A 24,409-nucleotide genomic window follows, 5' to 3' on the forward strand; every position below is an offset into this window, starting at 1 on the left:
CGGCCGGAGGCTGGACAAACTCCGGCCGGCTGCGGTGTCATTGATGTGACAGCGCGGATCGGTTCCGCTCGCATCCGCCGAAGTGAACCCAGGGCTGGGGGTGCGTCGAGGTGGCATCGTCGGAACCGCGCAACATGCGCAACCGGGATTTCGCCGAGACGCGCACGCCGCTGGGCGTGCTCGGCGGCTTCGTCGGGCTCATCGCGGCGAGTGCCGCCGTCGCCGCGCTCGTGGTGGTCGCGGCGACGCCCTCGATCGCCATGGTCGGCCTGGCCGCCAGCGGCACGATCGGCATGTTCGACAACCTGCCGGGGTACCTCCAGATCGGGGAGCTGAGCGAGAAGAGCAACATCTTCGTCGTCCGTGCCGACGGCCGGCCGAGCCTGATGGCCTCGTTCTACGACCAGAATCGCGTCGAGGTCGGCTGGGATGCCGTCGACCAGGACGTCAAGGACGCGACGATCGCGAGCGAGGACCCGAGGTTCTACGACCACGGCGGCATCGACCTGCAGGGCACGCTGCGCGCCGCGGTGACGACGGCGAGCGGCCGCGAGACGCAGGGCGGGTCGTCGATCGCGCAGCAGTACGTGAAGAACGTCCGCGTGCAGCAGTGCGAGCTCGAGCTCGACGTGGCCGCGAAGGACGACTGCTACGACGCCGTCACGGAGACCACGATCGACCGCAAGGTGAAGGAGATGCGGCTCGCGATCGGCGTCGAGAAGCGCTACAGCAAGGACGAGATCCTGCTCGGGTACCTCAACATCGCGGGCTTCGGCGGCACGGTGTACGGCATCGAGGCGGCCGCGAAGTACTACTTCGGGACCCGGGCGTCGGATCTCACGCTCGCGCAGGCCGCGTCGCTCGTGGCGATCGTGAACAACCCCGAGAAGTTTCGGCTCGACCGTCCGGGCAGCGAGTCGAACGGCGCCGAGAACGGCTATGCCGCGAACCACGCCCGGCGCGACTACATCCTGAAGCGGATGCTGAGCCTCGGCAAGGTCACCCGCGACCGGTTCGACGAGGCGATCGCCTCGCCCGTCGAACCGAAGATCACCGAGCCCAGCACCGGCTGCCAGACCGCCGGGGCGAGCGCCTACTTCTGCGACTACGTGAAGAACATCCTGCAGAACGATCCGACCTTCGGCGAAGACGCCGAGACGCGCATGATGAACTTCCGTCGGGGCGGCTACGACGTCTACACGACCCTCGACGTCGATCTCCAGGGGGCGGCCGTCCGGGCCATCGCCGAGAACGTGCCGATGACCTATCCCGGCTGGGATCTCGGCGGGGTCGTCGTGAGCGTCGAGGTGGGCACGGGGCGCGTGCTCGCGATGGCGCAGAACAAGCGCTACAGCCAGGACCCCGAGGTGCTCGCGTCGGGGCCCGAGTACACGAGCATCAACTACAACACCGATTTCGCCCAGGGCGGCTCTCGCGGGTTCCAGCCCGGATCGACCTACAAGGTCTTCACGCTCGCCCAATGGCTGAAGGAGGGGCACGGGCTCAGCGAGCGCGTCGATTCCAAGCCTCGCTCGAACTGGGGCGTCTTCCACGACAGCTGCGTCGGCGACTACGACGTGTCGGGCGAGAACTGGAACCCGAAGAACGACTCGGGCGAGTCGGGCGGGGCCTACACTGCGCTCCAATCGACCGTCCAGTCGATCAACACGGGGTATCTCGGCATGGCGAAGGAGCTCGACCTCTGCGGCATCCGGAAGTCGGCGGAGGCGTTCGGGATGCACCGGGCCGACGGCGACCCGCTGCTGCAGAGCCCCTCGACGGTGATCGGCACGAACGAGGTCGCCCCGCTGAGCGTCGCCGTCGCCTTCGCGGGAATCGCGAACAACGGTCGGACCTGCAGCCCGATCGCGATCGACCGCATCGTCGGACGGGACGGCGAGGAGCTGCCGCCGCCGAAGTCGACCTGCACGCAGTCGGTGTCTCCCGAGGTTGCGGCGGGCATGCACTACGGCATGACGAGGGTGATGAACGGCACGGCCTGGGAGTCGGACCAGAACACGGTGCCCCACGTGCCGCTGATCGGCAAGACCGGCACGACCGACGGGGCGAAGGACACGTGGATGGCGGGCGCGAGCACCGAGGTCGCGACCGTCGCGGCGGTCGTGAGCGTGAACGGCGACGCCAACCAGCGCGGCATCTTCTTCGCGAGCGGGCGGGCGGCCGAGGCGCGTCACCGCATGTGGCCCGTCGTGATGTCGGTCGCCGCCGCGAAGTACGGCGGGGGAGCCTTCACCGAGGCCGGACCCGGTCCCGTGGTCGACCCGCCGCCCGGCGTCTTCCGCGGCGATGACGAGGACGACGAGGATTCGGGCGACGACTCGGGGGACTGAGGCTCAGAAGTCGAGGGTGTCGCCCGGCTCGAGCGGCAGGAACTCGCCGCCGTGCTGCTCGGTCGCCCACGCCAGGCGCGTGTTCGCGAGCGCCTTGCCCGCCTGCGAGAGCAGCATCTCGTGCGTCGCGAACGCCCGACGAGGTGCCACCGCCTCCACGTAGTCCATCGAATCCGACAGCTTCATCCACGGGGCGCCGGCGGGCGCCGCGAGCACGTCGACCGCGACGCCCTCGGGCACGGCGAACGAGTCGCCGCCGTAGTAGAGCGCGTCGTCGACGAGCACGCCGACGTTGTCGATGACGGGGATCGATCGGTGGATGAGCGCGTGCTCCCCACCGTAGAAGCGGAGGCGGAACGGCCCGACCTCGATCCCGTCGCCCGGGGCGACGACCTCGACCGGGTAGTCCGCCGCGGCCGCGGCGACGCCCGCCGGCCCGAAGATCCGCACGTCGGGATTCATGCCGATGATCCGGTCGAGCTGCTCCGGCGCCCAGTGGTCGTCGTGCTCGTGCGTGATGACGACGGCCACGGCACCCGCCGACTCGGTGATGGGCGTCGTGAACCTGCCCGGGTCGATGTAGAGCCTGTCGCCCGAGTCCTCGATGACGAGGGCGGCGTGTTCGAGTTTGGTGAGGCGCATGCTTCGAGCCAACACCCGTGCGACGGGCGCACGCAACCCGTTCCGAAACCCCGTCGATCCGGGCGTTCCGGCGGGTCGGGGCGGCGGGCGACCGCTCGATTTGGAAACCGCCCGAAACGTGTGTCATACTCTTCGAGTTGCCGGAAACGGAGCGAGATCCAGAAGGAGCTCTTTCCAACCACGGCCCCATCGTTTAGCGGCCTAGGACGCCGCCCTCTCACGGCGGTAGCGCGGGTTCAAATCCCGCTGGGGTCACGATCGGCAACACGACGGAACGCCCTCGCGAAAGCGGGGGCGTTCTTCGTTTTCCGGAGTCGTTCCGTCGGGGCGCCCCGAGAGACGACGGATGCCTCGGAGCGGGTCGCTCCGAGGCATCCGTGTCGTGTCGGCCGCGGGCCGAAGCTCACCGCACGGGCTCGAGCCTCGGGTCGGGCGCGGTGACGGGCGCGGGCGTCGCCCCGTCGGAGGCGGGAACCGGCGGGACCGGGACCGCGACGCCGTCGTGCGTCTCGCCCGCGGTCGCCTTGTGGTACGACATCCGGTCGATCCACGCGAGCGCGACGGCGGAGAGGATGAAGGTCAGGTGGATGAGCACCTGCCACATGACGCCCTCGCCCGTGTACGTGTCGCCGGTCGTGTTCTCGGCGTCCGGGCTGCCGAGGTCGCCGACCTCGATGAAGGTCTTGAGCAGGTGGATCGACGAGATGCCGATGATGGCCATCGCGAGCTTGACCTTGAGCACGTTCGCGTTGACGTGCGAGAGCCACTCGGGCTGGTCGGGGTGGCCGTCGACCCTGATACGGGAGACGAACGTCTCGTAGCCGCCGATGATCACCATGATGAGCAGGTTGGCGATCATCACGACGTCGATGAGGCCGAGCACGATGAGCATGACGTCGGCCTCGCCGAGCACGTGCTCCTGGTCGATGAAGACGCCGTCCACGAGGTGCCAGAGCTCTTTGAGGAACACCCAGACGTAGACGGCCTGCGCGACGATGAGGCCCAGGTAGAGCGGGGCCTGCAGCCAGCGACTGGCGAAGATCGCATAGCCGATCACGGCGGAGCCGGGAGTCGTGGAGTACGGATCGGGGTTGACGGGCGTCGTTCGGGCGCTCAAGCTCTCTCCTCGGTTCGCGGGGTTCGAGTCTACGTGGGCGGGCCGTCCGCTAGACTCGCCTGAGCGAAGGGGAGTATCCCGCGGGGCCGCGGCTCCGACCCATGATCGTCAGTACGAGCGCCGTCGTCGCCGCTCCGGTCGTGGGAGTGGTTGGCGCCACGGGGAGAGACTTTCGGGCCCTGCCGTACCCTGATCCCCCCGAAAGGTCCAACGTGCTCGAACTCCCCGTCTGGTTCGAAGTCGGTTCGCTCGTCGTGCTGACCCTGATCCTCCTCGCCGACCTGCTGCTCGTGCTCAAGCGCCCGCACGTGCCCTCGATGAAGGAGTCGACGCTCTGGGTCGTCTTCTACGTCGTGCTGGCCCTCGTCTTCGCAGGGCTCATGTACCTCTTCGCCGGCGGCGAGTTCGCCGGGCAGTTCCTCGCGGGCTGGCTGACCGAGTACAGCCTGTCGATCGACAACCTCTTCGTGTTCGTCATCATCATGGCGAGGTTCTCGGTGCCGCGGAAGCTGCAGCAGGAGGTGCTCATGGTGGGCATCATCATCGCGCTCGTGCTGCGCGGCATCTTCATCCTGCTCGGCGCCTCGCTCATCGAGAACTTCAGCTGGATCTTCTACATCTTCGGCGCGTGGCTCGTGTGGACGGCGATCCAGCAGGTCCGCGGCGACCACGAGGACGACGACTCCGAGTCGTTCGTCGTGCGGATGCTCCGCAAGCGCGTGCGCCTCACCGACGACTACGACGGGGTGAAGCTGCGCACGACGATCGACGGCAAGCGCTTCTTCACGCCGATGCTCATCGTGTTCATCGCGATCGGCACGACCGACCTGCTCTTCGCGCTCGACTCGATCCCCGCGATCTTCGGCATCACCCAGTCGGCGTTCATCGTGTTCACGGCGAACGTGTTCGCGCTCATGGGCTTGCGCCAGCTCTACTTCATGCTCGGCGGCCTGCTCGAGCGCCTCGAGTACCTCAAGTACGGCATCGCGTTCATCCTCGCCTTCATCGGCGTGAAGCTCGTGTTCCACGCGATGCACGTCAACGAACTGCCGTTCATCAACGGCGGCGAGCCCATCGAGTGGGCGCCCGAGATCTCCACGTGGATGTCGCTCGGCGTCATCGTGCTCGCGATGCTCGTGGCCACGGTCGCGAGCCTCGTCAAGGCGCGCGTGGATGCGAAGCGCCGCGGTCACACTCTCATGGAGGAAGTGCCGCACTTCACCGACGACTCCGAGCGCACCGGGCGCTGAGTCCGGCGAACGGGTCGAGGCGGTCGGATCGCCGTCCCGTCCCGCTCGCGTTCTCCACATGAGCAGGCGTCCGGCCCGCGGACTTGCTACCGTTGTCGGGCGACGCCTCGGCGCGTCGCTCGGGCTGCCGTCCCGACCGCCCCGCCCTACCGAGGAGTTCCGTGCCAGGTGATGCCGAGGGCGTCGTCGCCCTGACCCGCGGCTCCGCGCTCATCGCCCACTCGGCGCGCACCGACCTCGGGCTCGTGCGCAGTGTGAACGAAGACGCCGTGTTCGCCGAGTCGCCCGTGTACCTCGTCGCCGACGGCATGGGCGGCCACGCCCGCGGCGACGCCGCGAGCCGGGCGGTGGTCGAGACCTTCCGCCGGCACATCGAGCCCGGTACGCCGCCGTCGCCCGAGCAGGTGCTCGACGCGATCCACAGCTCGAACGACGCGGTGCGGGCCTTGAGCGGCGACGGCGACGAGGGCACCGCGGTCGCGGGTACGACGCTCGCCGGGGTCGCGCTCGTCGATGCGGGCGACTCCGGCGGCTTCCACTGGATGGCGTTCAACATCGGCGACTCCCGCATCTACGCGTGGGACGGCCGCTCGCTCGACCAGGTGAGCGTCGACCATTCGGCCGTGCAGGAACTGGTCGACGCGGGGCTCATCCGCCCGGAGGACGCCGAGCGCCATCCCGAACGGAACGTCATCACGCGGGCGCTCGGCGCCGACGACGTCGTCGAACCCGACGTGTGGCTGGTGCCCGCGGCCGGCCGCCAGGTGTTCCTGATCTGCTCCGACGGCCTCACGAAGGAGCTCGACGACGATCGCATCGCGGCGATCCTCGCGGGCGACGCGGCGCACCCGGCCGGCATGGCGGGCGAGCTCGTCGAGGCGGCGCTCGCGCACGGCGGCCGCGACAACGTGAGCGTCGTCGTCGTCGAGTCGACGATCGGCGGTGACGGGGCCGACGACGGCGACGCGACCCGAGATCGGGCGATCGAGGCGGTCGAGGAGACGAGACCACGAGAAGAGGGGGGTCGCGATGCCTGAGTATCGCGCAGACGTGCAGGGCGACGCGGTCGCCGCGGTGCGGGCGGGGGCCGCACTCATCGTGTCGGGGCCGTCGGCCCCGTCGATCGCGACGGATCTCTGGCCGACGCTCGCGCCCGACTCGTCGACCGAGGTGCTCGAGCGGCTGACGGCCGACGGCCTCGGGCGCACGCCCGACTTCGCCCTCGTCACCTGGACCGGGGGTCCCGGCGTGCTCGGGCCCGTCCGCATCATCGTACGCGGCGCGTTCGAGGTGGTCGCGGGCGACACGATCGTCTCCGGTGCGGCGGTGTCGACCTGGACCGAACGCGTCGTCGAGGGCGTCGAGCGCGTCGAGGTCGCGGCCGCGGGCATCGGGGCGGATGCCTCGTGGTTGCCCGTCATCGACGGCGTGGTGCCGACCGCCGCCGTCGCGGTGCCGGGCGCCGCCGCGACCGTGCGACCCGCCGCGACCGCATCGCTCGATTCCATGCAGGCGGCGTCGACGGCAGCGACGGCATCGACGGACGAGCCGGCCGCTCGCGGTCCGCAGACCGCGCCGACCGTGCTCTCGGCGGGCGCACCGCAGGCTGTGGCCGCGGCGACGCCCGCCGCGCCGGGCCCTGCGGTCCCGCCGCCCGCGCCCGAGCAGACGATCGCGCCGGTCGAGGAGACGATCGCGGGCGTCTCCGAGTTCATCCGCCCGCCGGAGGCGACCGCGGCGGCACCGTCCGAGCCCCAGCCCGATCTCGACGAGACCATCGCGAGGCGCGCCGGCGAGATCGTCTCGCCGCCGATCGGCGAGGGCGACCACGACGGCATGACCGTGGCGAGCGCCGACATCCGGCGACTCCGCGCGGAGCGCGAGGCATCCCGCCCGACGGTCGCCGCGGGCGACCCCGCACCGTCGCCCGAGGTCCGGCTGCGCATGCCCGACGGCAGCTTCGAACCGCTCGTGCACGAGATCGTGCTCGGTCGTGCGCCGAGCGTCAGCAAGGTGTCGGGCGGGCGCCTGCCGCGGATCGTGACGATCGGTCAGGGCGACGCCGACATCTCGCGCAGTCACGTGCGGCTCGCACTCGAAGGCGGCACGGTCGTCGTGACCGACCTGCACTCGCGCAACGGCACCCTCGTGGTCGCGCCCGGCAAGCCGCCCGTCAAGCTGCGGGCCGGCGAGCCGACGCCCGTGCTCATCGGCACCGTCGTCGACCTCGGCGGCGGCTGGACCATCCAGGTGGTCGGCGACTGATGCGCCGCGCCCCGTCGACCCCGCCGGAGCTGCCCGGCTACTCGTCGCTCGGCCTGCTCGGCTCGGGCGGATTCGCCGACGTCTTCCTCTACGAGCAGAAGCTGCCGCGCCGCAAGGTGGCGGTCAAGGTGCTGCTCACCGAAGAGCTCGAGCGCGACACGCGCGCGCAGTTCGTCGCCGAGGCGAACCTGATGGCGCAGCTGTCGGCGCACCCGTTCATCGTCACGATCTTCCACGCCGACGTCTCGGCCGACGGGCGCCCGTACTTCGTCATGGAGTACTGCTCGGGTCCCAGCCTCGCCGAGCGCTACAAGCGCGAGCCGTTCTCGGTGGAGGACGCGCTGCGCACGGGCGTGCGACTCGCCGGCGCCATCGCGACCGCGCACGCCGCCGGCATCCTGCACCGCGACATCAAGCCCGCGAACGTGCTGACGAACGACTACGGGTGGCCCGCGCTCACCGACTTCGGCATCTCGTCGAACCTCGAGGGCGAGCTGCCCGTGCACACCGTCACGGCGGCCGAGCTGGGTGCGACGGGCTCGGGTTCGGGCCAGTCGGCGGTCGGGCTCAGCGTGCCCTGGTCGCCGCCCGAGATGTTCGAGGACGACCCGAAGCCCGACACCAGGAGCGACGTCTTCTCGCTCGCCGCGACGGTGCACACGCTCCTCGCGGGGCGCACCCCGTTCGAGATCCCGGGCCGGTCGAACGGCTCGCTCGACCTGATGGGTCGCATCGAGCGCGGCGCGATCACGCCCATCGGGCGTGCCGACGTGCCGGCGAGCCTCGTCGCCGTGCTCGCGAAGGGTATGGCGGTGCGCCGAGCCGACCGCTATCCGAGTGCGGTGGAGTTCGCCCGTGCCCTGCAGCGCGTCGAGCTCGAGCTCGGCTACGCGGCGACGAACATCGAGGTGCCGAACCTCGGCGCCGAGCGCGAAGCCGCCCCGGTCGACGACGGCGCCGATGCCACCCGCGCCCGCACGGTGCAGACGGTCGAGGCGCAGGCTCCGCGACCGGCGGCGCCGATCGGCGCACCGCCTCCTGCGCCGGCTCCGGCCTCCGCACACGGCCCCTCGTCCGCGCCGGCCCCCGTCGACGACGACCGGACGCGTGCCCGCATGCCGCAGCAGGTCGTCGCCCAGCCGCAGCGCCCGTCGCCCGTGGTCGACGACGCGACCCTGCTGCGCGGTGCGTCGCCCGCTGCCGCGACACCGGTCGATGCGACCATCGTGCGCCCGCGCACGAACGTGCCCGAAGCGCCCGGCGCCGCCGCGACCGAGACGCGCGCGCCGCGTCGGGGCAGGGCCGGGGCGATCGTCGCCGCCGCCGCCGGCGTCGTCGTCGTCGCGGTCGTCGGCATCGCGATCGCCCTCTCGGGCACGTTCGCGACCCCCGAGCCCGAGCCCACGACGGGCGCCGACGCGCAGGACGCGGTGATCGCCGCCACCGTGCCGGCGCCGTCGGTCGAGTACGCCGGCGTCGACGGGTCGAGTACGGTCTTCGAGGTCTCGCACGACCGCGCCGAGGAGGGCGACCGGTACCGCTGGAAGCGGGTCGACGGCTCGGGCGGGGTCGAGGTCACGGAGGCGTCGACGATCGTGGTCGAGAATACGGCTGGGGGAGTCGTCTGCATCGAAGTCGAGGTGCAGCGCGGCAGCAAGACATCGGAGCCGGTGGAGGGATGCTCGGAATGAGACCGTTGCGCGTCGAATACTGCGGGGAGTGGTACACGGTCGAGTCGGGGGGCGAGCCGTTCACCATCGGCCGCGACTCCGATCTCACGATCGACGAGAACCCCTACCTGCACCGCACGTTCCTCACGCTCTCCAGCGAGTACGGGCTGTGGTGGCTGTCGAACGTCGGTCAGCTGCTCTCGGCCACCGTCTCCGATGCGACCGGCAGCGTGCAGGCGTGGGTCGCCCCGGGGGCGAAGCTGCCGCTCGTCTTCCAGACCGTGCACGTGATGTTCAGTGCGGGCGCGACGACGTACGACTTCACCGTGCACGCCGAGGAGGACTTCTACAACACCTCGCTCACGGCGACGCCCGTCGACGGCGGCACGACCGTGATGCCGGTGACGCTGACCACGAGCCAGCGCCTGCTCGTCGTCGCCCTCGCCGAGCACGTGCTCGCACAGCCCGCGGCCGGCCGCGCGGCGGTGCCGACGTCGGCCGAGGCCGCCGCCCGCCTCGGCTGGAGCATGACCACGTTCAACCGCAAGCTCGACAACGTCTGCGAGAAGCTCGACCGCATCGGCGTCGACGGCCTCCGAGGCGGCCGCGGGAAGCTCGCGACGAACCGGCGCGCGAGGCTCGTCGAATACGCGGTGGCGACCCGCCTGGTCAGCGCCGACGACCTTCCGCTGCTCGATCGCCCCCATGGCGCGGGCGACGGGGACGAGGCGCGGTCGTAGCCCGGTGCGAGTCGTCGCGCGAGCGTAGCGCGGGCCGGCATGGGGACGTCTCCCCATGTGCCGGCCGGGGAGGCTCGTGTTACCGTGTACCCCGTTGTGGGGCGGTCGGCTCCGTTTTCTGTTCGCCGTGCATCAGGGAGAAGCGTTGGGTTCCTTCACGTCCTGGGTGCGCACGCGCAAGGCGACCGCGACGACGCTCGCCCTGACGCTCATCGCCGGAGTGCCGCTCACCTTCGCGGTGCTGCACCAGGGCTTCCCCGTGACCGACCCCGACCTCGACGCACGCGACGTCTGGGTGCTCAACGAGGAAGACCTGCTCGCGGGGCGACTCAACCGTCCGATCGGCGAGCTCGACGCCGCCGTCAACACCGCGACGAACGAGTTCGACGTCCTCCAGAACGGCGACGACGCGTTCCTCTACGACCGCAGCATCGGCTCCATCGAGCGCATCGACCCGTCGTTCACGACGCTCACGGAGCGCATCGACGTGCCGCCGGGGTCGACCGTCGCCTACGGCGGCGAGGTCATCGCCGTGCTCTCGCCGAAGGGCGAGCTGTGGACGGTGCAGGCAGGGTCCGCACTCTCCTTCGACGCCGCGGGCACCGATCCGCTCCTGAAGCTCGGCGACGGCGCGAAGGTCGCCGTCTCGAGCGAGGGCACGGTCTTCGCGACCCGCCCCGAGAAGCGCACGATCTACACGGTCGCCGTCGGCGCCGACCCCGAGAAGCGCGGCACGCCGAAGCTCGGCGAGCACCAGCTCGCGGCCGTCGGCGAGCGGGCGGTCATCCTCGACGAAGACGAGAACCGCCTGATCTCCGGCGACGCCGTGGTCGACCTGCCCGAGCAGGGGCTGCGGCTGCAGCAGACCGGCGCCGAGCACGACGTCGCCCTCGTCGCGACGGCCGACGCGCTCCTCGAGGCGCCGCTCGCGGGCGGATCGGTCCGCGTCATCCCGAGCGGCGCCGACGCGGGAGCCGAGGATGCCGCGCGGGTCGCGGCACCGGTCTGGTTGAACGGCTGCGCGCACGGCGCCTGGTCGACGTCGGCGACGTACCTGGCCGCGTGCGACGGCGACGAACCCCGATCGCAGGAGATCGAGCAGAAGACGGCCGGGCAGCGGCTCGAGTTCCGCGTGAATCGCAACGTCATCGTGCTCAACAACCTCTCCAACGGCAACGCGTGGCTGGTCGACTCCGACCTTCGGCTCGTCGACAACTGGGAGGAGGTCACCCCGCCCGAGGAGTCCGACGACGAGGAGGGCGAGGAGAAGAGCTCCCGTCAGAACTTCGAAGACACCCTCGCCGAGCGCGGGCCCGTCAATCGCCCGCCCCTCGCCCGTGACGACGAGTTCGGCGTCCGGCCCGAGCGCACGACCGTCCTCGAGGTCCTCGAGAACGACACCGACCCCGACGGCGACGTGCTCACGGTCGCCGAGCTGCCGACCGTGAGCGGCGCCCAGGGCCGGCTCGAGCTCATCGACGGCGGTCGGGCGCTCCAGTTCACCCCCGACGAGGGCGCGGCGGGCACCGCATCGTTCCGGTACTCCGCCGACGACGGGCGCGGCGGCGTGGCCGAGGCATCCGTGAACGTGCGCATCACCCCCGAGACCGAGAACGAGGCGCCGGTCTCGATGCGCACCGCGGCGACGAGCGTCGAGCAGAACCGGCAGATCTCCTACAACGTGCTCGCCGACTGGAACGACCCCGACGGCGACGACGTGTACCTCGTGAACGCGTCCCCGACGAGCGGCGACTCGGTGCGATTCAGCCCCGACGGCCAGGTCACCTTCGCGCACCGCTCGGGCGAGCTCGGCACCAAAGAAGTGCAGTACGTCGTCTCGGACGGGCAGACCGAGGCGGCCGGCACCCTCGAGGTCGAGGTGAAGCCCACGGGCACCCTCAATCCCGTCGGCACCCCCGACTTCGCGCAGGTCTTCGTCGGCGAGTCGATCGCGATCGAGCCGCTCGCGAACGACCTCACCCCGTCCGGCGCGCCGCTCGCGCTCGCCGGGGTCGAAGAGGTGCCCGACGGGGCATCGGTGACCCCGAACCTCGAGCGGGGCACGATCACGTTCTCGGCCGATGCGCCCGGCGAATACGTCTTCCTCTACGACCTCGCCGCCGACACGGCGGTGAGCGTCGGGCTGATCCGCGTGCAGGTCGCCGAGGCGCCCGACGACGAGCCGAAGCCGATCGCGGTGAAGGACACGGCGTACCTGCGGCCGGGCGAGCCGACCACCGTGCCGCTGCTCGCGAACGACGTCTCGCCGTCGGGCCGCGTGCTCGCGGTGCAGTCGGTCGACGACTCCGCGACCGACGATCTCGTCTCGGTCGAGATCCTGACGAACACGGTCGCACGCGTCACCGCCTCCGAGGCGATCGACCGCCAGCTCGAGTTCGAGTACACGATCTCCGACGGCGTGAACACGGCGACGGCGAGTGTCGCCGTCGTCCCGGTTCCGCCGCTCGTGAAGCACCAGCCTCCCGTCGCGGCGGACGACAGCGTCAACGTACGCGCGGGCGACATCGTCACCGTCCCCGTGCTCGACAACGACTACCACCCAGACGCCGCGGCCATCCACGTCCTCCCCGAGCTGACCAAGGTCGACGCGGAGGGCGGCCTCGCGTTCGTGAACGGCGACGAGGTGCGGTTCCAGGCGCCGAAGACACCCGGCGTGTACAGCGCGGTCTACACGGTCGGCGACGACTTCGAGCAGACCGCGCGGGCGACCGTGCGCTTCACGGTCATCGGTCCCGATCCCGAGAAGAACCGGGCTCCGCTGCCGACACCGCTCACCTCGCGGACCTTCGAGGGCTCGGCGGTCAAGATCGACGTCCCGCTCGACGGCATCGATCCCGACGGCGACTCGGTGACGCTCACCGGCATCGCGTCGGCGCCGTCGCTCGGGCGCATCCTCGAGCGTACGAGCACCTCGATCACCTACGAGGCGCTCACCGGCTCTGCCGGCACCGACACCTTCCAGTACGAGGTGGAGGACACGCAGGGCGCCAGGTCGAAGGGCGTCGTCCGCATCGGCGTCATCCCGCGCCCCGCGGTGCAGCTGCCGCCCAAGGCGGTCGACGACACGATCGAGATGAAGCCCGGCCGCACCGTCGGCGTCGAGGTGCTGCTCAACGACTCCGACCCGTCGGGCTACCAGCTCCACGTCGCGGGGCTCCCCGACGTCGACGAGGGCATCGAGGCCGAGATCCGCGACCGGAGGCGCGTCGTGGTGACGGCGCCCGAGACCGAGGGCGCTTACACGGTGCGCTACGAGATCTCGAACGGCCACGGCGGCGCCGACGCCGCCTTCCTCCAGGTCGCGGTCTCCGAAGACGCGGTGATCCCGCCGCCGACCGCCGAGGACCAGGTCATCGAGCCGGAAGAGGTCGTCGACGTCGACCGTGTCAACGTCCGACCGCTGAACGACGCGACGAACCCCGGCGGACTCGTCGAGGACCTGAAGGTGAGCCTCGAGGGGCCGAACGCCGACCGCGCCGAGGTGCTCTCGGACGGCAGCATCGACGTGAAGCCGGGCCGCGCCCGGTTCGCGGTCGCCTACCGCCTCACGAACGAGCTCGACGAGCTCGACGCCATGGCGTTCGTCATCGTGCCGCCCGTGCCCGGCGGCGACGACGAGCCGATCGCGGAGGAGACGCAGCGGCCGAAGACCCCTGAAGAGCTCGCCGCCGAGGAGAAGGCGAAGTTCCCGGCTCCGCACCTCGCCGACATGGAACCGGTCGTCGTGCCCATGAACGGGAGCATCACGTGGGACGTGAACGACATCGTCGTGGTGCCCTCGGGCCAACCCCCGCTCGTCCTCACGGCCTCCGCGACCAACGCGAAGGAAGCGCCGATGGTCGACGGCCAGACGCTGCAGTACGTCCCCGAGCAGGACTACCGGGGATCGGCAGCCGTGACCTTCCAGGTGACCGACGGCAAGAACGCCTCCGACCCGATCGGGCGCGTCGCGAACCTCACGATCCCGATCACCGTCGGCGACCCGGACTTCAACGACACCCCGCCGACGTTCACGCCCCGCAACGAGACCATCGAGGCGGGCGAGACGCCGCTCGAGGTCGACCTGAGGTCGTCGACCTACCAGCCGAACCCCGACAACATCGAGCGGGTCGCGTACACGAACCTGTCGGGCACGACCGACGACATCCAGGCGCGGATCGACGGCGGGACGCTGACGGTGTGGTCGGAGCTCGGCGTGCAGCCGGGCACCGCGACGCGCCTGACCTTCGACCTCGAGTTCGAGTCGTTCACCGTTCCCGGCTACGTCGACGTGACGGTCGTCTCCTCCACGCGGTCGAAGCCCATCGCGAAGGACGACGGTCCCGAGGAGATGGTCCGCAGCGAGACGAGGACGATCGACGTGCTCGGGAACGACTTCAACCCGTTCAACGCCGAGGGCGAGAAACTGCGCGTGGTCGCCGCCGAGATCGACACGGCGAGCGTCGGGTCGAACGCGTCCGTGAGCCACACCGAGTCCGACCTCACCGTGCGCACCGGAGCCGCCTTCACGGGCGAGCTCAGCGTCATCTACCGCATCGGCGACGCGACGATGGACCCGGCGCGCGAGGTGCAGGGCCGCGTCACGGTGATCGTGCGCGACCGGCCCGACCCGCCGACGCTGATCTCGGCGACGAGCGGTGACAGCAAGGTCGAGGTGACCTGGCGGGCGAATGCGACGAACAACTCGCCGATCACGGGATACATCGTGAGCTACGACGGGGGATCGCGCGAGTTCGGCGAGGCCGCGGCCGGTACACCGCAGATCATCGACGGCCTGCGCAACGGTGCCGCGTACACGTTCACGGTGCGGGCGGTCAACGCGAAGGGCACGTCGGAAACTTCGAACAGCCTGACCCAGACGCCGTACGGCACGCCGACGCAGCCGACGGGCCTGAGCCACGGTTCGATCGGATATGCGCCGGCCGATGTCAGCGTGAGCTGGAACCCCCCGAACGACACCGGTGGCGGCAGCGTGGAGTACTCCACCAACATCGACGGGAACGGCTGGTCGGGCTGGGGCGCGGCCCGATCGAAGACGTTCAGCAACCTCGGTGCCGGCAGCCACACCGTCGAGGTACGTGCGAAGAACGTCGGCAGCCAGAAGGTCGGGCCGGCCAATTCGATCCGGTTCAGCGTCGAGAACCGTCCGCCGCCCCAACCCTCGGGCTCAATCGGCAAGGGCGGCAGCCGCGCCTGCGACAGTGGTGGCAGCGGTTGTGCCAATGTGCGGATCTCGTGGGCGAACATGGACCCGGGCCGCTACCAGGTGTACGTGACCGTCAACGGCTCCTGGGGCAATTACAAGGGGACCTACGATGTCGGCGCGGACGGTCGGCTCGAGTTGCAGAACCACCTCGGCCGGCGCGCCGCGGGCGAGACCATCGCAGTGCGATTCGAGAACGTCAGCGGCGGCACCTCGAGAACCCTCGGCGCGATCAGCGGCAGCCAGTGGAACAGCATCCCGTTCAACACGTGGTGAGCCGCGTGAACCGACGCCAACGAAGCAGAAGCAAGAGAAAGACGAATCTCGCATGTCAGTGACGCAAGACCAAGCCCTGTGGTTCCAGGACGCCTTCTCGAAGCTGGTCGACAACGTCGACCGCGCGATCCTCGGCAAGCGCGACGTGATCGAACTCGTCGTGACGGCGCTCCTCTCCGACGGGCACGTGCTGCTCGAGGACTACCCGGGCACGGGCAAGACGGTGCTCGCGAAGGCGCTCGCGAACACGCTCGACGGCACGAACTCGCGCATCCAGTTCACGCCCGACCTGCTGCCGTCCGACGTCACGGGCGTCACGATCTACGACCAGGGCAAGGGGCAGTTCGAGTTCCACCGGGGCCCGATCTTCGCGTCGATCGTGCTCGCCGACGAGATCAACCGCGCGAGCCCGAAGACCCAGTCGTCGCTGCTCGAGGTGATGGAGGAGGGCAAGGTCACCGTCGACGGCGTGTCGTACGAGGTCGGCTCGCCGTTCATGGTCATCGCCACGCAGAACCCGGTGGAGCAGGCGGGCACCTACTCGCTGCCCGAGGCGCAGCTCGACCGCTTCCTGATCAAGACCTCGCTCGGCTACCCCGACCACGACACGGCGGTGACACTGCTGCTCGATTCGGCGAACCGCGCCCGCGCGTCGAAGGTGTCGCCGATCATCGCGCCCGAGTCGATCACGACGATGGCCCAGCTCGCGAGCGAGGTGTACGTCGACGCGGCCGTGCTGTCGTACCTGAACGAACTGGTCTCGGCCACCCGCGACGACAAGGACTCCGCGCTCGGTGTGAGCATGCGCGGCGCCCTCGCGCTCGCGCGGGCGGTGAAGACCCGGGCGATTTCGCAGGGCCGCACGTTCGCGACGCCCGACGACGTGCGCGAACTGGCTGTGCCGGTGCTCGCGCACCGCATCATCGTCGACCCCGAGTCGGAGTTCGCGGGCGTGAGCGCGATCGACATCGTGAATCGGGTGCTGGTCGAGGTGGCTCCGCCGGCGTACCGGGCGGCATGAGCACCGAGACCGGCACGCGGGCGGCGCCCGCCCCGCAGCAACCGGGGCCGGCGCCCTCGCAGACGAGAATCGCCGCCCGCGCCGTCGGGCGGTCGCTCGAGGCATCCCTGCAGACGGCGTCGCGCGCCATCGGCCGCGCCTGGCGCGCGGTCGCCGGCTTCTGCGCGCCGGTGACGGGCGTCGTCTCGACGACCGGATGGCTCGTGCTCGCCGCAGCGGCGGTCTCGCTCGTGCTCGCGTGGGCCTTCGGCTGGATCGAGTTCGCCTTCCTCGGCTTCACGCTGCTCGCGGCGGTGCTCGTGTCGGTCGCTTTCGTGTTCGGTCGCATGCACTTCGCGGTCGGCATCGAACTGCAGCCGGCCCGCGTCGTCGCGGGCGAGCGAGCGCTCGGGCGCCTCGCCGTCCGCAACGCCGGCTCGGCGCCGTCGGCCCCGGCGCGTATCGAGCTGCCGGTCGGCTCCGGCCTCGCCGAGTTCGTCGTGCCGCACCTCGCCCCCGGCGAGGAGCACGAGGAGCTCTTCGCCGTGCCGACGAACCGGCGCGCGGTGATCGTGGCCGGTCCCGCGGTGTCCGTCCGCGGCGACCAGCTCGGCATCCTGCGCCGCACCGTGCGCTGGACGGACCCCGTCGAGCTCTTCGTGCACCCCGTCACGGCGCGCCTCCTGCCGTCGGCGGCGGGCCTCGTGCGCGACCTCGAGGGCGAGATCACGAAGGTCATCACCAACAACGACATCTCGTTCCACGCGCTGCGCGCCTACGAGCCCGGCGATCCGCTCCGCAACGTGCACTGGCGCACGTCGGCCCGGACGGGCCGGCTCATGGTGCGCCAGTACGAGGAGACCCGGCGGTCGCAGCTCGCGCTCGTGCAGTCGACCGAGCGATCGCACTACGCCTCGGAGGACGAGTTCGAGCTCGGCGTCTCGGTGCTCGCCTCGATCGGCGTGCAGGTGATCCGCGACCAGACCCGCCTCTCCGTCGTGACCGAGCGCGTCGCGCTGCGCACGGCGACGCCGACGACCCTGCTGGATGACTCGTGCCGCATCGAGCCGGTCGACGGCGCCCACCCGACCATGCGCGACTTCGTGCGCGAGGCCACGAAGCGCCTGCCCGCGCCGAGCGTCGTGATCGCGGTCGGCGGTTCGCGGCTGCCGCTCGCGGAGTTCCGTGCCGTCGAGACCGTGTTCGGCAACGACACGCAGACCATCGCCGTGCGGATCGAGCTCGGCGCCGCCAGTTCGCTGACGAAGATCGCCGGCATGACCGTCGCGACCGTCGGTGAGCTCGCCGACCTGCCCCGGCTGATGCGGAGGGTGCGCCCGTGAGACGCCTTCCCCGCAACGTCGTGAGCGACCTGCTCGTGCTGAGCCTACTGTCGCTGCTCGGCATCATCGGCTACGAGACGAGCTTCGGCGACCTGAACTTCCTCGTCGCCGCGATCGCCGGCCTCGTCGTCGGCACCCTCGCGGCGGTCGCCGGCGCGGTCTGGCGGCTCGGCGTGCTCACCACCGTCCTCGTCGGCATCGCCGCCTACTTCCTCCTCGGCTCGCCCTTCACGATGCCCGAGACCGCGATCTTCGGGGTGCTGCCGTCGCTCGCCTCGCTCGCGGGCCTCGCCTACGGCGCCGTCTTCGGGTGGGCCGACATCGTCACGATCGGCACCCCGGTCGAGGCGCCCTACTACATCGCGGCGCTGCCGTACTTCGCGGCCTGGCTCGTCTCGCTCGTCGGCGCGATGCTCGCGACCCGCTGGCTGCCGAAGCGGCGCACCGCGCTCCGCGCGAGCGTGCTCGTCGTCGGTCCGGCCCTGCTCTACCTCTCGGGCATCCTGCTCGGCACCGACGAGCCGTACTTCGCGGGCGTCCGCGGCGTCGCGTTCGCGGTGATCGCCCTCGTCTGGATCGCGTGGCATCGCGGCACGACGGTGGAGTCCGCCGGGGAGGGTGCGAAGCGCCTCCGTCGGCAGAAGGTGGCCGGCACGAGCGCGGTCGTCGCCGGTGCCGTCGCGATCGGCGCGCTCGCGGGCGTAGCCTTCGCACCCGTGAGCCCGGAGCGATTCGTGCTGCGCGACGAGGTCGTGCCGCCGTTCGACCCGCTCGAGTTCCCGAGCCCGCTGTCGGGGTTCCGCAAGTACACGAAGGACCTCGCCGAGGAGACGCTGTTCACGGTTCGCGGCCTCGAACCCGGCGACACGCTGAGGCTCGCGACGATGGATGCCTACACGGGTCGGCTGTGGAACGTCGCCGGCCCCGAGGACGCCGGATCGGACGCGGGCTACGGGATCGTCGGCGAATCGCTGCCCGAGCCCGGCCTCGCCGACCTCGGCTCGACGCGAGACGTCGAGATCGAGATCGGCGCGTACTCCGACGTCTGGTTGCCGACCGTCGGCTACGGCACGGCGCTGCACCTGCAGGACGGCGACAGCGCCGCCCGGGCGGGGGACCTGCGCTACAACCCCGACGCGGGCACCGCGGTGCTCACGAGCGGCGTCGGCGAGGGCACGCGCTACGAGCTCGAGGCGCGCGTGCAGCGCGAGCCCGACACCGAGGCGCTGCTCGACGTGCCCGTCGCCGACCTGACCCTGCCGATCGTCGAGAACTCGCCCGACGTCGCCGAGGCGAAGGCGCAGGAGTTCGCGGGCGACGCGCCGAGCCCGATCGAGCAGCTGCGGGCCATCGAGAAGGCGCTCACGACGAACGGATTCCTGAGCCACGGACTCGCGTCCGACGCGGTCGCCTCGCGGGCCGGGCACGGCGCCGACCGCATCACCGAGCTCTTCACGCGGTCCCAGATGGTCGGCGACGCCGAGCAGTACGCGGCGGCTATGGCGCTCATGGCTCGCGATCTCGGCTACCCGGCGCGCGTCGTCATGGGCTTCGCGCCCGAGGTCGGCGAGGGCCAGGACGAGGTCGAGGTCGTCGGCGACGACGTGACCGCGTGGGTCGAGGTCGCGTTCGAGGGCGTCGGCTGGGTGGCCTTCCACCCGACCCCCGACCAGGTCGACGTGCCGAAGGAGGAGACCCCGAAGCCGAAGTCCGAGCCGCAGCCGCAGGTGCGCCAGCCCCCGCGGGCGGAGCATTCCGAGGACGAGCTGCTCGCGACCGTCGAGATCGACGACACCGACGACGACGACAAGGACCGTCCGTTCCAGATCCCGGGTTGGGTGTGGGTGGCGCTCGGTTCGATCGCGATCCCGGCGGCCCTCGTGTTCCTGCCGATGCTCGTGGCGGCGATGGCGAAGGCCGCGCGGCGACGTCGGCGCCGCTCCGGCCCGAACGCCCGACAGGCCGCCGCCGCGTGGGAGGAGCTCGTCGACCGCTACGCGGAGCTCGGGTTCGAGCCGCCGGTGCGCGCCACCCGCCGCCAGTCGGCGGCGTCCCTCGAGCGTCAGGTCGCCGAGCAGGGGCTCGCGCCGGCGATGTCCGCGGCGGATGCCTCGGCGGACGCGGTGCCGCTGTCGGCGCTCGCCGCGGTGATCGACCGCGACGTGTTCGACGGCTCGGCCGTGCCCGACGAGGTCGTCGCCCGCCGATGGACCGAGGCGGATGCCGCGACGGCGGCCGTGACCGCGGCCGTCGGTCGTGCCCGACGATTCATCAGCCGGTATCGCATCCGTCGTCGTCGCTAGGCTTGGCGGGTGGGCGAGTCCGACTTCATCGTGCCGCCGCCGGGGCTCGTGCCCCAGGCGCCGCAGCCGAGCGCGCCCGATCGCACGGTGCGCGCCGTGCCGCGCACCCTGCCGTCGTTCGCGCCCGGGGGACCGGCCATCGGCGCACCCGGCGTGCCGCTGCCGTCCCCGCCCGTCCGCGGCGCCGTGCCCGCGCAGCCGTCGAGCGCGGGGGCGGTCACCGTCGAGTCGCCCGCGCCGGCGACGGCGGTTCCGGTCCGGCGTCTCGTCGCGGCATCCGGTTTCGAGGCCGTCGTCGACGGGCCGGCCGTGCTGGGACGCGACCCGCAGCCGGGCGCGGTGCCCGGGGCCCGCACGATCGCGGTCGACGATCCTGCACGCACGGTCTCGAAGACCCACGCCCTCGTCGAACCCGTGGCCGACGGATTGCGGGTGACCGACCTGCGATCGACGAACGGCGTGCGCGTGGAGCCGCCCGGTGGGCCGATGCGCGAGCTCGTCCCGGGGGAGCCGGTCGTGGTCGCGCTCGGCGCGGCGCTCTACCTCGGGGAATTCGGCCTGCGCGTCGACGGCGCGACCCGCTGACGGCCGCCGGACGTCTCGCCGTGACGCCCGATGACCTCCACACGTCCGCTCGAGGCCGGCGCGTGGTCGGCGAGGTGTTAGCCTGATGGGCATGCGCGCGCCACGACTTCTCCTTCGTCGCCGCGACGGGGCTTCGAACTGAGGCCGTCCCCGTCGCGGAGTCCGTCGTCGGCCGAAACCGATCCTCGAAGGAAGACGAACGAAATGAACGCTGCGCACGACGCTGTCGCACGTCCCCGCACGCTGGCCGAGAAGGTCTGGACGGACCACCTCGTCAAGCAGGGCGAAGACGGCACCCCCGACCTGATCTACATCGACCTGCACCTCGTGCACGAGGTCACGAGCCCCCAGGCCTTCGACGGCCTGCGGATGGCGGGGCGGCCGGTTCGCCGCCCCGACCTCACGATCGCGACCGAGGACCACAACACCCCGACGCTCGAGATCGACCGGCCGATCGCCGACCCGACGAGCCGCACGCAGATCGAGACCCTCCGCAGGAACGCGAAGGAGTTCGGCATCCGGCTGCACTCGCTCGGCGACAAGGAGCAGGGCATCGTGCACGTCGTCGGGCCGCAGCTCGGCCTGACCATGCCCGGCATCACCGTCGTCTGCGGCGACTCGCACACCTCGACCCACGGCGCCTTCGGCGCGATGGCGTTCGGCATCGGCACGAGCGAGGTCGAGCACGTGCTCGCGACGCAGACCCTGCCGTTGAAGCCGTTCAAGACCATGGCGATCAACGTCGAGGGAACCCTGCGCCCCGGGGTGACCGCGAAGGACATCATCCTCGCCGTCATCGCCAAGATCGGCACCGGCGGCGGGCAGGGGTACGTGCTCGAGTACCGCGGGTCGGCGATCCGGTCGCTCTCGATGGACGGCCGCATGACGATCTGCAACATGTCGATCGAGGCCGGCGCCCGCGCCGGCATGGTCGCCCCCGACGAGACGACGTTCGCCTACCTGAAGGGGCGTGCGCACGCTCCCGAGGGGGCCGACTGGGACGCCGCCGTCGAGTACTGGAAGACGCTGCCCACCGACGAGGGCGCCGAGTTCGACGCCGAGGTCTTCATCGACGCCGACGCGCTCGAGCCGTTCGTGACCTGGGGCACCAACCCCGGCCAGGGCGTGTCCCTCTCCGAGTCGGTGCCCGACCCGGCCTCGTTCGACGACCAGCACGAGCGCGCCGCCGCTGAGCGCGCGCTCGAGTACATGGACCTCGAGCCCGGCACACCGCTCAAGGACATCCGGGTCGACGCCGTCTTCATGGGGTCGTGCACGAACAGCCGCATCGAGGACCTCCGGGCGTTCGCGTCGATCATCGAGGGCAAGCAGAAGGCCGACGGCGTGCGCGTCATGGTCGTGCCGGGCTCGGCCCGCGTTCGGCTCGAGGCCGAGGCCGAGGGTCTCGACAAGGTGTTCGAGGCATTCGGCGCGGAGTGGCGCTTCGCGGGCTGCTCGATGTGCCTCGGCATGAACCCCGACCAGCTCGCCCCGGGCGAGCGCTGCGCCTCGACGTCGAACCGCAATTTCGAGGGTCGTCAGGGCAAGGGCGGGCGTACGCACCTCGTGTCGCCGCTCGTCGCCGCCGCGACCGCCATCCGGGGCACGCTGTCGAGCCCCTGGGATCTGCAGACCGAAGGAGAGGCCCGCTGATGCAGAAGCTCACCACCGTCACGGGCGTCGCCGTCCCGCTGCGCCGGTCCAACGTGGACACCGACCAGATCATCCCGGCGGTGTTCCTGAAGCGGGTCACGAAGACCGGCTTCGACGACGCCCTCTTCCACGCGTGGCGCCAGGACCCCGAGTTCATCCTCAACCAGCCCGCGTACCAGGGGGCGAAGGTGCTCATCGCCGGACCCGACTTCGGCACCGGCTCGAGCCGCGAGCACGCCGTCTGGGCGCTGCGCGACTACGGCTTCGACGTCGTCATCTCGTCTCGCTTCGGCGACATCTTCCGCGGCAACTCGGGCAAGCAGGGCCTGCTGGCCGCCCAGGTCGCCTACGAGGACGTCGAGCGCCTCTGGGAGGTCGTCGAGGCCGATCCGGGAATAGCCGTCACGGTCGATCTGGTTGCACGAACGGTGAGCGCAGGATCGCTCACCGTGCCGTTCGACATCGACGACTACACTCGGTGGAGGCTTCTGGAGGGCCTGGACGACATCGGCCTCACCCTCCGGGACGAAGACGCCATCGCCGAGTTCGAGACACATCGGGCGGCGTGGCGCCCCAAGACGCTCCCCATCAGGGAGCCGGCGGAATCAGGGAGTCTGTGAACACACTCGGGCAGGATGCCAAGAACCATGGAACGGCAGTCGGGTTGAACGTCGACAAGATCACGATCAACGGCGGCAAGCCGCTTCGCGGCAGGATCGAACTGAAGGGCGCCAAGAACCTCGTCACCAAGGCGATGGTCGCGGCGATCCTCGGTGACACCCCGAGCGTGTTGAAGAACGTGCCGAACATCAGCGACGTGCGCATCGTGCGCGGCCTGCTCGAGGTGCACGGCGTGAGCGTCACCCACGGCATCGAGGAGGGCGAGCTCATCCTCGACCCGTCGGGTGTCGCGACCGCGCACATGGCCGACATCGACGCGCACGCCGGTTCGAGCCGCATCCCGATCCTGTTCTGCGGGCCGCTTCTGCACCGGCTCGGCGAGGCGTTCATCCCCGACCTCGGCGGCTGCCGCATCGGCGACCGCCCGATCGACTACCACCTCGAGGTGCTGCGCAACTTCGGCGCCATCGTCGAGAAGCTGCCGAGCGGCATCCGCATGTCGGCGCCCGCGGGCCTGCACGGCGCCAAGGTGTCGCTGCCGTACCCGAGCGTCGGCGCGACCGAGCAGGTGCTGCTGACCGCGGTGCTCGCCGACGGCATCACCGAGCTGTCCGGCGCCGCGATCGAGCCCGAGATCATGGATCTCATCAACATCCTCCAGAAGATGGGCGCGATCATCACGGTCGACACCGACCGCGTCATCCGCATCGAGGGGGTCGACAAGCTCGACGGCTACACGCACCGGGCACTCTTCGACCGCAACGAGGCGGCCAGCTGGGCCGCCGCGGCACTCGCGACCGACGGCGACATCTTCGTCGGCGGCGCCCGCCAGGCCGAGATGCTCACGTTCCTCAACGTCTTCCGCAAGGTCGGCGGCGCGTTCGAGATCGAGGAGGAGGGCATCCGGTTCTACCACCCCGGTGGAGAGCTCAAGCCCGTCATCATCGAGACCGACGTGCACCCCGGGTTCATGACCGACTGGCAGCAGCCCCTCGTCGTCGCCCTCGCGAAGGCGAAGGGCGTGTCGATCGTGCACGAGACGGTGTACGAGCAGCGGTTCGGCTTCGTCGACGCGCTCGTCGAGATGGGCGCGTCGATCGAGGTGCACAAAGAGTGCCTCGGTGGGCGGCCCTGCCGCTTCGGCCAGCGCAACTTCAAGCACTCCGCGGTGATCTCGGGTCCCGCGACCCTCACGGGCGCCGACATCGAGGTGCCCGACCTGCGGGGCGGCTTCAGCCACCTCATCGCGGCGCTCACGGCCGAGGGCCGTTCGACGGTCTCGAACGTCGGCATCATCGCCCGCGGCTACGAGGACTTCATCACGAAGCTCGAGCTGCTCGGGGCGGATTTCGAACTCGAAGGATAATAG

16 protein-coding genes and 1 tRNA gene are annotated in these 24,409 nt (G+C 70.8%); 15 read left to right on the forward strand and 2 right to left on the reverse strand.

Annotation, left to right across the window (positions count from 1 at the left end):
* Positions 1 to 134 precede the first annotated feature (134 nt).
* Positions 135 to 2,351 (forward strand): transglycosylase domain-containing protein, encoded by a 2,217-nt coding sequence (locus tag AC3RJ7_RS06050; RefSeq protein WP_491454908.1) that lies wholly within the window; start codon positions 135 to 137, stop codon positions 2,349 to 2,351.
* A gap of 3 nt (positions 2,352 to 2,354) precedes the next feature.
* Here AC3RJ7_RS06050 and AC3RJ7_RS06055 read toward each other — a convergent pair whose 3' ends face one another.
* Positions 2,355 to 2,993 carry an MBL fold metallo-hydrolase gene (locus tag AC3RJ7_RS06055; RefSeq protein ID WP_491454909.1) on the reverse strand — a complete coding sequence of 213 codons (639 nt, stop codon included), beginning with the start codon at positions 2,991 to 2,993 and terminating at the stop codon, positions 2,355 to 2,357.
* A gap of 182 nt (positions 2,994 to 3,175) precedes the next feature.
* Between AC3RJ7_RS06055 and AC3RJ7_RS06060 the strand changes: the two genes are divergently transcribed.
* Positions 3,176 to 3,248, forward strand: a tRNA-Glu gene (locus tag AC3RJ7_RS06060).
* Positions 3,249 to 3,396: 148 nt separating this feature from the next.
* Here the strand turns inward: AC3RJ7_RS06060 and AC3RJ7_RS06065 are convergent.
* Entirely contained in the window at positions 3,397 to 4,110 is a 714-nt protein-coding gene (locus AC3RJ7_RS06065; RefSeq protein ID WP_491454910.1) for a TIGR00645 family protein, read from the reverse strand.
* Positions 4,111 to 4,322: 212 nt separating this feature from the next.
* Between AC3RJ7_RS06065 and AC3RJ7_RS06070 the strand changes: the two genes are divergently transcribed.
* The 13 genes from AC3RJ7_RS06070 to murA all read left to right on the forward strand — a co-directional run bounded on the left by AC3RJ7_RS06070 (position 4,323) and on the right by murA (position 24,406).
* Positions 4,323 to 5,360 (forward strand): TerC family protein, encoded by a 1,038-nt coding sequence (locus tag AC3RJ7_RS06070; protein ID WP_491454911.1) that lies wholly within the window; start codon positions 4,323 to 4,325, stop codon positions 5,358 to 5,360.
* A gap of 161 nt (positions 5,361 to 5,521) precedes the next feature.
* Positions 5,522 to 6,397, forward strand: a complete 876-nt coding sequence (locus AC3RJ7_RS06075) for a PP2C family protein-serine/threonine phosphatase (protein ID WP_491454912.1) — start codon at positions 5,522 to 5,524, stop codon at positions 6,395 to 6,397.
* Positions 6,390 to 7,625: an FHA domain-containing protein gene (locus AC3RJ7_RS06080; RefSeq protein WP_491454913.1), complete on the forward strand. Its 1,236-nt coding sequence runs from the start codon at positions 6,390 to 6,392 to the stop codon at positions 7,623 to 7,625. The genes AC3RJ7_RS06075 and AC3RJ7_RS06080 overlap by 8 nt, the downstream gene beginning before the upstream one ends.
* Entirely contained in the window at positions 7,625 to 9,316 is a 1,692-nt protein-coding gene (locus AC3RJ7_RS06085; protein WP_491454914.1) for a serine/threonine protein kinase, read from the forward strand. The genes AC3RJ7_RS06080 and AC3RJ7_RS06085 overlap by 1 nt, the downstream gene beginning before the upstream one ends.
* Entirely contained in the window at positions 9,313 to 10,035 is a 723-nt protein-coding gene (locus AC3RJ7_RS06090) for a hypothetical protein (RefSeq protein WP_491454915.1), read from the forward strand. The genes AC3RJ7_RS06085 and AC3RJ7_RS06090 overlap by 4 nt, the downstream gene beginning before the upstream one ends.
* Before the next feature lie 145 nt (positions 10,036 to 10,180).
* Positions 10,181 to 15,535, forward strand: coding sequence for an Ig-like domain-containing protein (locus AC3RJ7_RS06095; RefSeq protein WP_491454916.1), 5,355 nt, complete (start codon positions 10,181 to 10,183; stop codon positions 15,533 to 15,535).
* Positions 15,536 to 15,587: 52 nt separating this feature from the next.
* Entirely contained in the window at positions 15,588 to 16,556 is a 969-nt protein-coding gene (locus AC3RJ7_RS06100) for an AAA family ATPase (protein ID WP_491454917.1), read from the forward strand.
* Positions 16,553 to 17,878: a DUF58 domain-containing protein gene (locus AC3RJ7_RS06105; protein WP_491454918.1), complete on the forward strand. Its 1,326-nt coding sequence runs from the start codon at positions 16,553 to 16,555 to the stop codon at positions 17,876 to 17,878. The genes AC3RJ7_RS06100 and AC3RJ7_RS06105 overlap by 4 nt, the downstream gene beginning before the upstream one ends.
* Positions 17,875 to 20,181 (forward strand): transglutaminase TgpA family protein, encoded by a 2,307-nt coding sequence (locus tag AC3RJ7_RS06110; RefSeq protein ID WP_491454919.1) that lies wholly within the window; start codon positions 17,875 to 17,877, stop codon positions 20,179 to 20,181. The genes AC3RJ7_RS06105 and AC3RJ7_RS06110 overlap by 4 nt, the downstream gene beginning before the upstream one ends.
* 9 nt (positions 20,182 to 20,190) lie before the next feature.
* Complete coding sequence (locus AC3RJ7_RS06115) at positions 20,191 to 20,766, forward strand: FHA domain-containing protein (protein ID WP_491454920.1); 576 nt, start codon at positions 20,191 to 20,193, stop codon at positions 20,764 to 20,766.
* A gap of 204 nt (positions 20,767 to 20,970) precedes the next feature.
* Positions 20,971 to 22,419: a 3-isopropylmalate dehydratase large subunit gene (leuC, locus tag AC3RJ7_RS06120; RefSeq protein ID WP_491454921.1), complete on the forward strand. Its 1,449-nt coding sequence runs from the start codon at positions 20,971 to 20,973 to the stop codon at positions 22,417 to 22,419.
* Positions 22,419 to 23,039, forward strand: coding sequence for a 3-isopropylmalate dehydratase small subunit (gene leuD, locus AC3RJ7_RS06125; RefSeq protein ID WP_491454922.1), 621 nt, complete (start codon positions 22,419 to 22,421; stop codon positions 23,037 to 23,039). The genes leuC and leuD overlap by 1 nt, the downstream gene beginning before the upstream one ends.
* Positions 23,036 to 24,406 (forward strand): UDP-N-acetylglucosamine 1-carboxyvinyltransferase, encoded by a 1,371-nt coding sequence (gene murA / locus AC3RJ7_RS06130; protein ID WP_491427200.1) that lies wholly within the window; start codon positions 23,036 to 23,038, stop codon positions 24,404 to 24,406. The genes leuD and murA overlap by 4 nt, the downstream gene beginning before the upstream one ends.
* Positions 24,407 to 24,409: the final 3 nt, after the last annotated feature.

It is taken from the genome of Agromyces solani (assembly GCF_058349925.1).

Coding starts and splice junctions, on each gene's coding strand:
- AC3RJ7_RS06050 (WP_491454908.1), top strand. CDS start 135: ATGCGCAACCGGGATTTCGCCGAGACGCGCACGCCGCTGGGCGTGCTC.
- AC3RJ7_RS06055 (WP_491454909.1), bottom strand. CDS start 2,993: ATGCGCCTCACCAAACTCGAACACGCCGCCCTCGTCATCGAGGACTCG.
- AC3RJ7_RS06080 (WP_491454913.1), top strand. CDS start 6,390: ATGCCTGAGTATCGCGCAGACGTGCAGGGCGACGCGGTCGCCGCGGTG.
- AC3RJ7_RS06085 (WP_491454914.1), top strand. CDS start 7,625: ATGCGCCGCGCCCCGTCGACCCCGCCGGAGCTGCCCGGCTACTCGTCG.
- AC3RJ7_RS06090 (WP_491454915.1), top strand. CDS start 9,313: ATGAGACCGTTGCGCGTCGAATACTGCGGGGAGTGGTACACGGTCGAG.
- AC3RJ7_RS06100 (WP_491454917.1), top strand. CDS start 15,588: ATGTCAGTGACGCAAGACCAAGCCCTGTGGTTCCAGGACGCCTTCTCG.
- AC3RJ7_RS06105 (WP_491454918.1), top strand. CDS start 16,553: ATGAGCACCGAGACCGGCACGCGGGCGGCGCCCGCCCCGCAGCAACCG.
- leuC (WP_491454921.1), top strand. CDS start 20,971: ATGAACGCTGCGCACGACGCTGTCGCACGTCCCCGCACGCTGGCCGAG.
- leuD (WP_491454922.1), top strand. CDS start 22,419: ATGCAGAAGCTCACCACCGTCACGGGCGTCGCCGTCCCGCTGCGCCGG.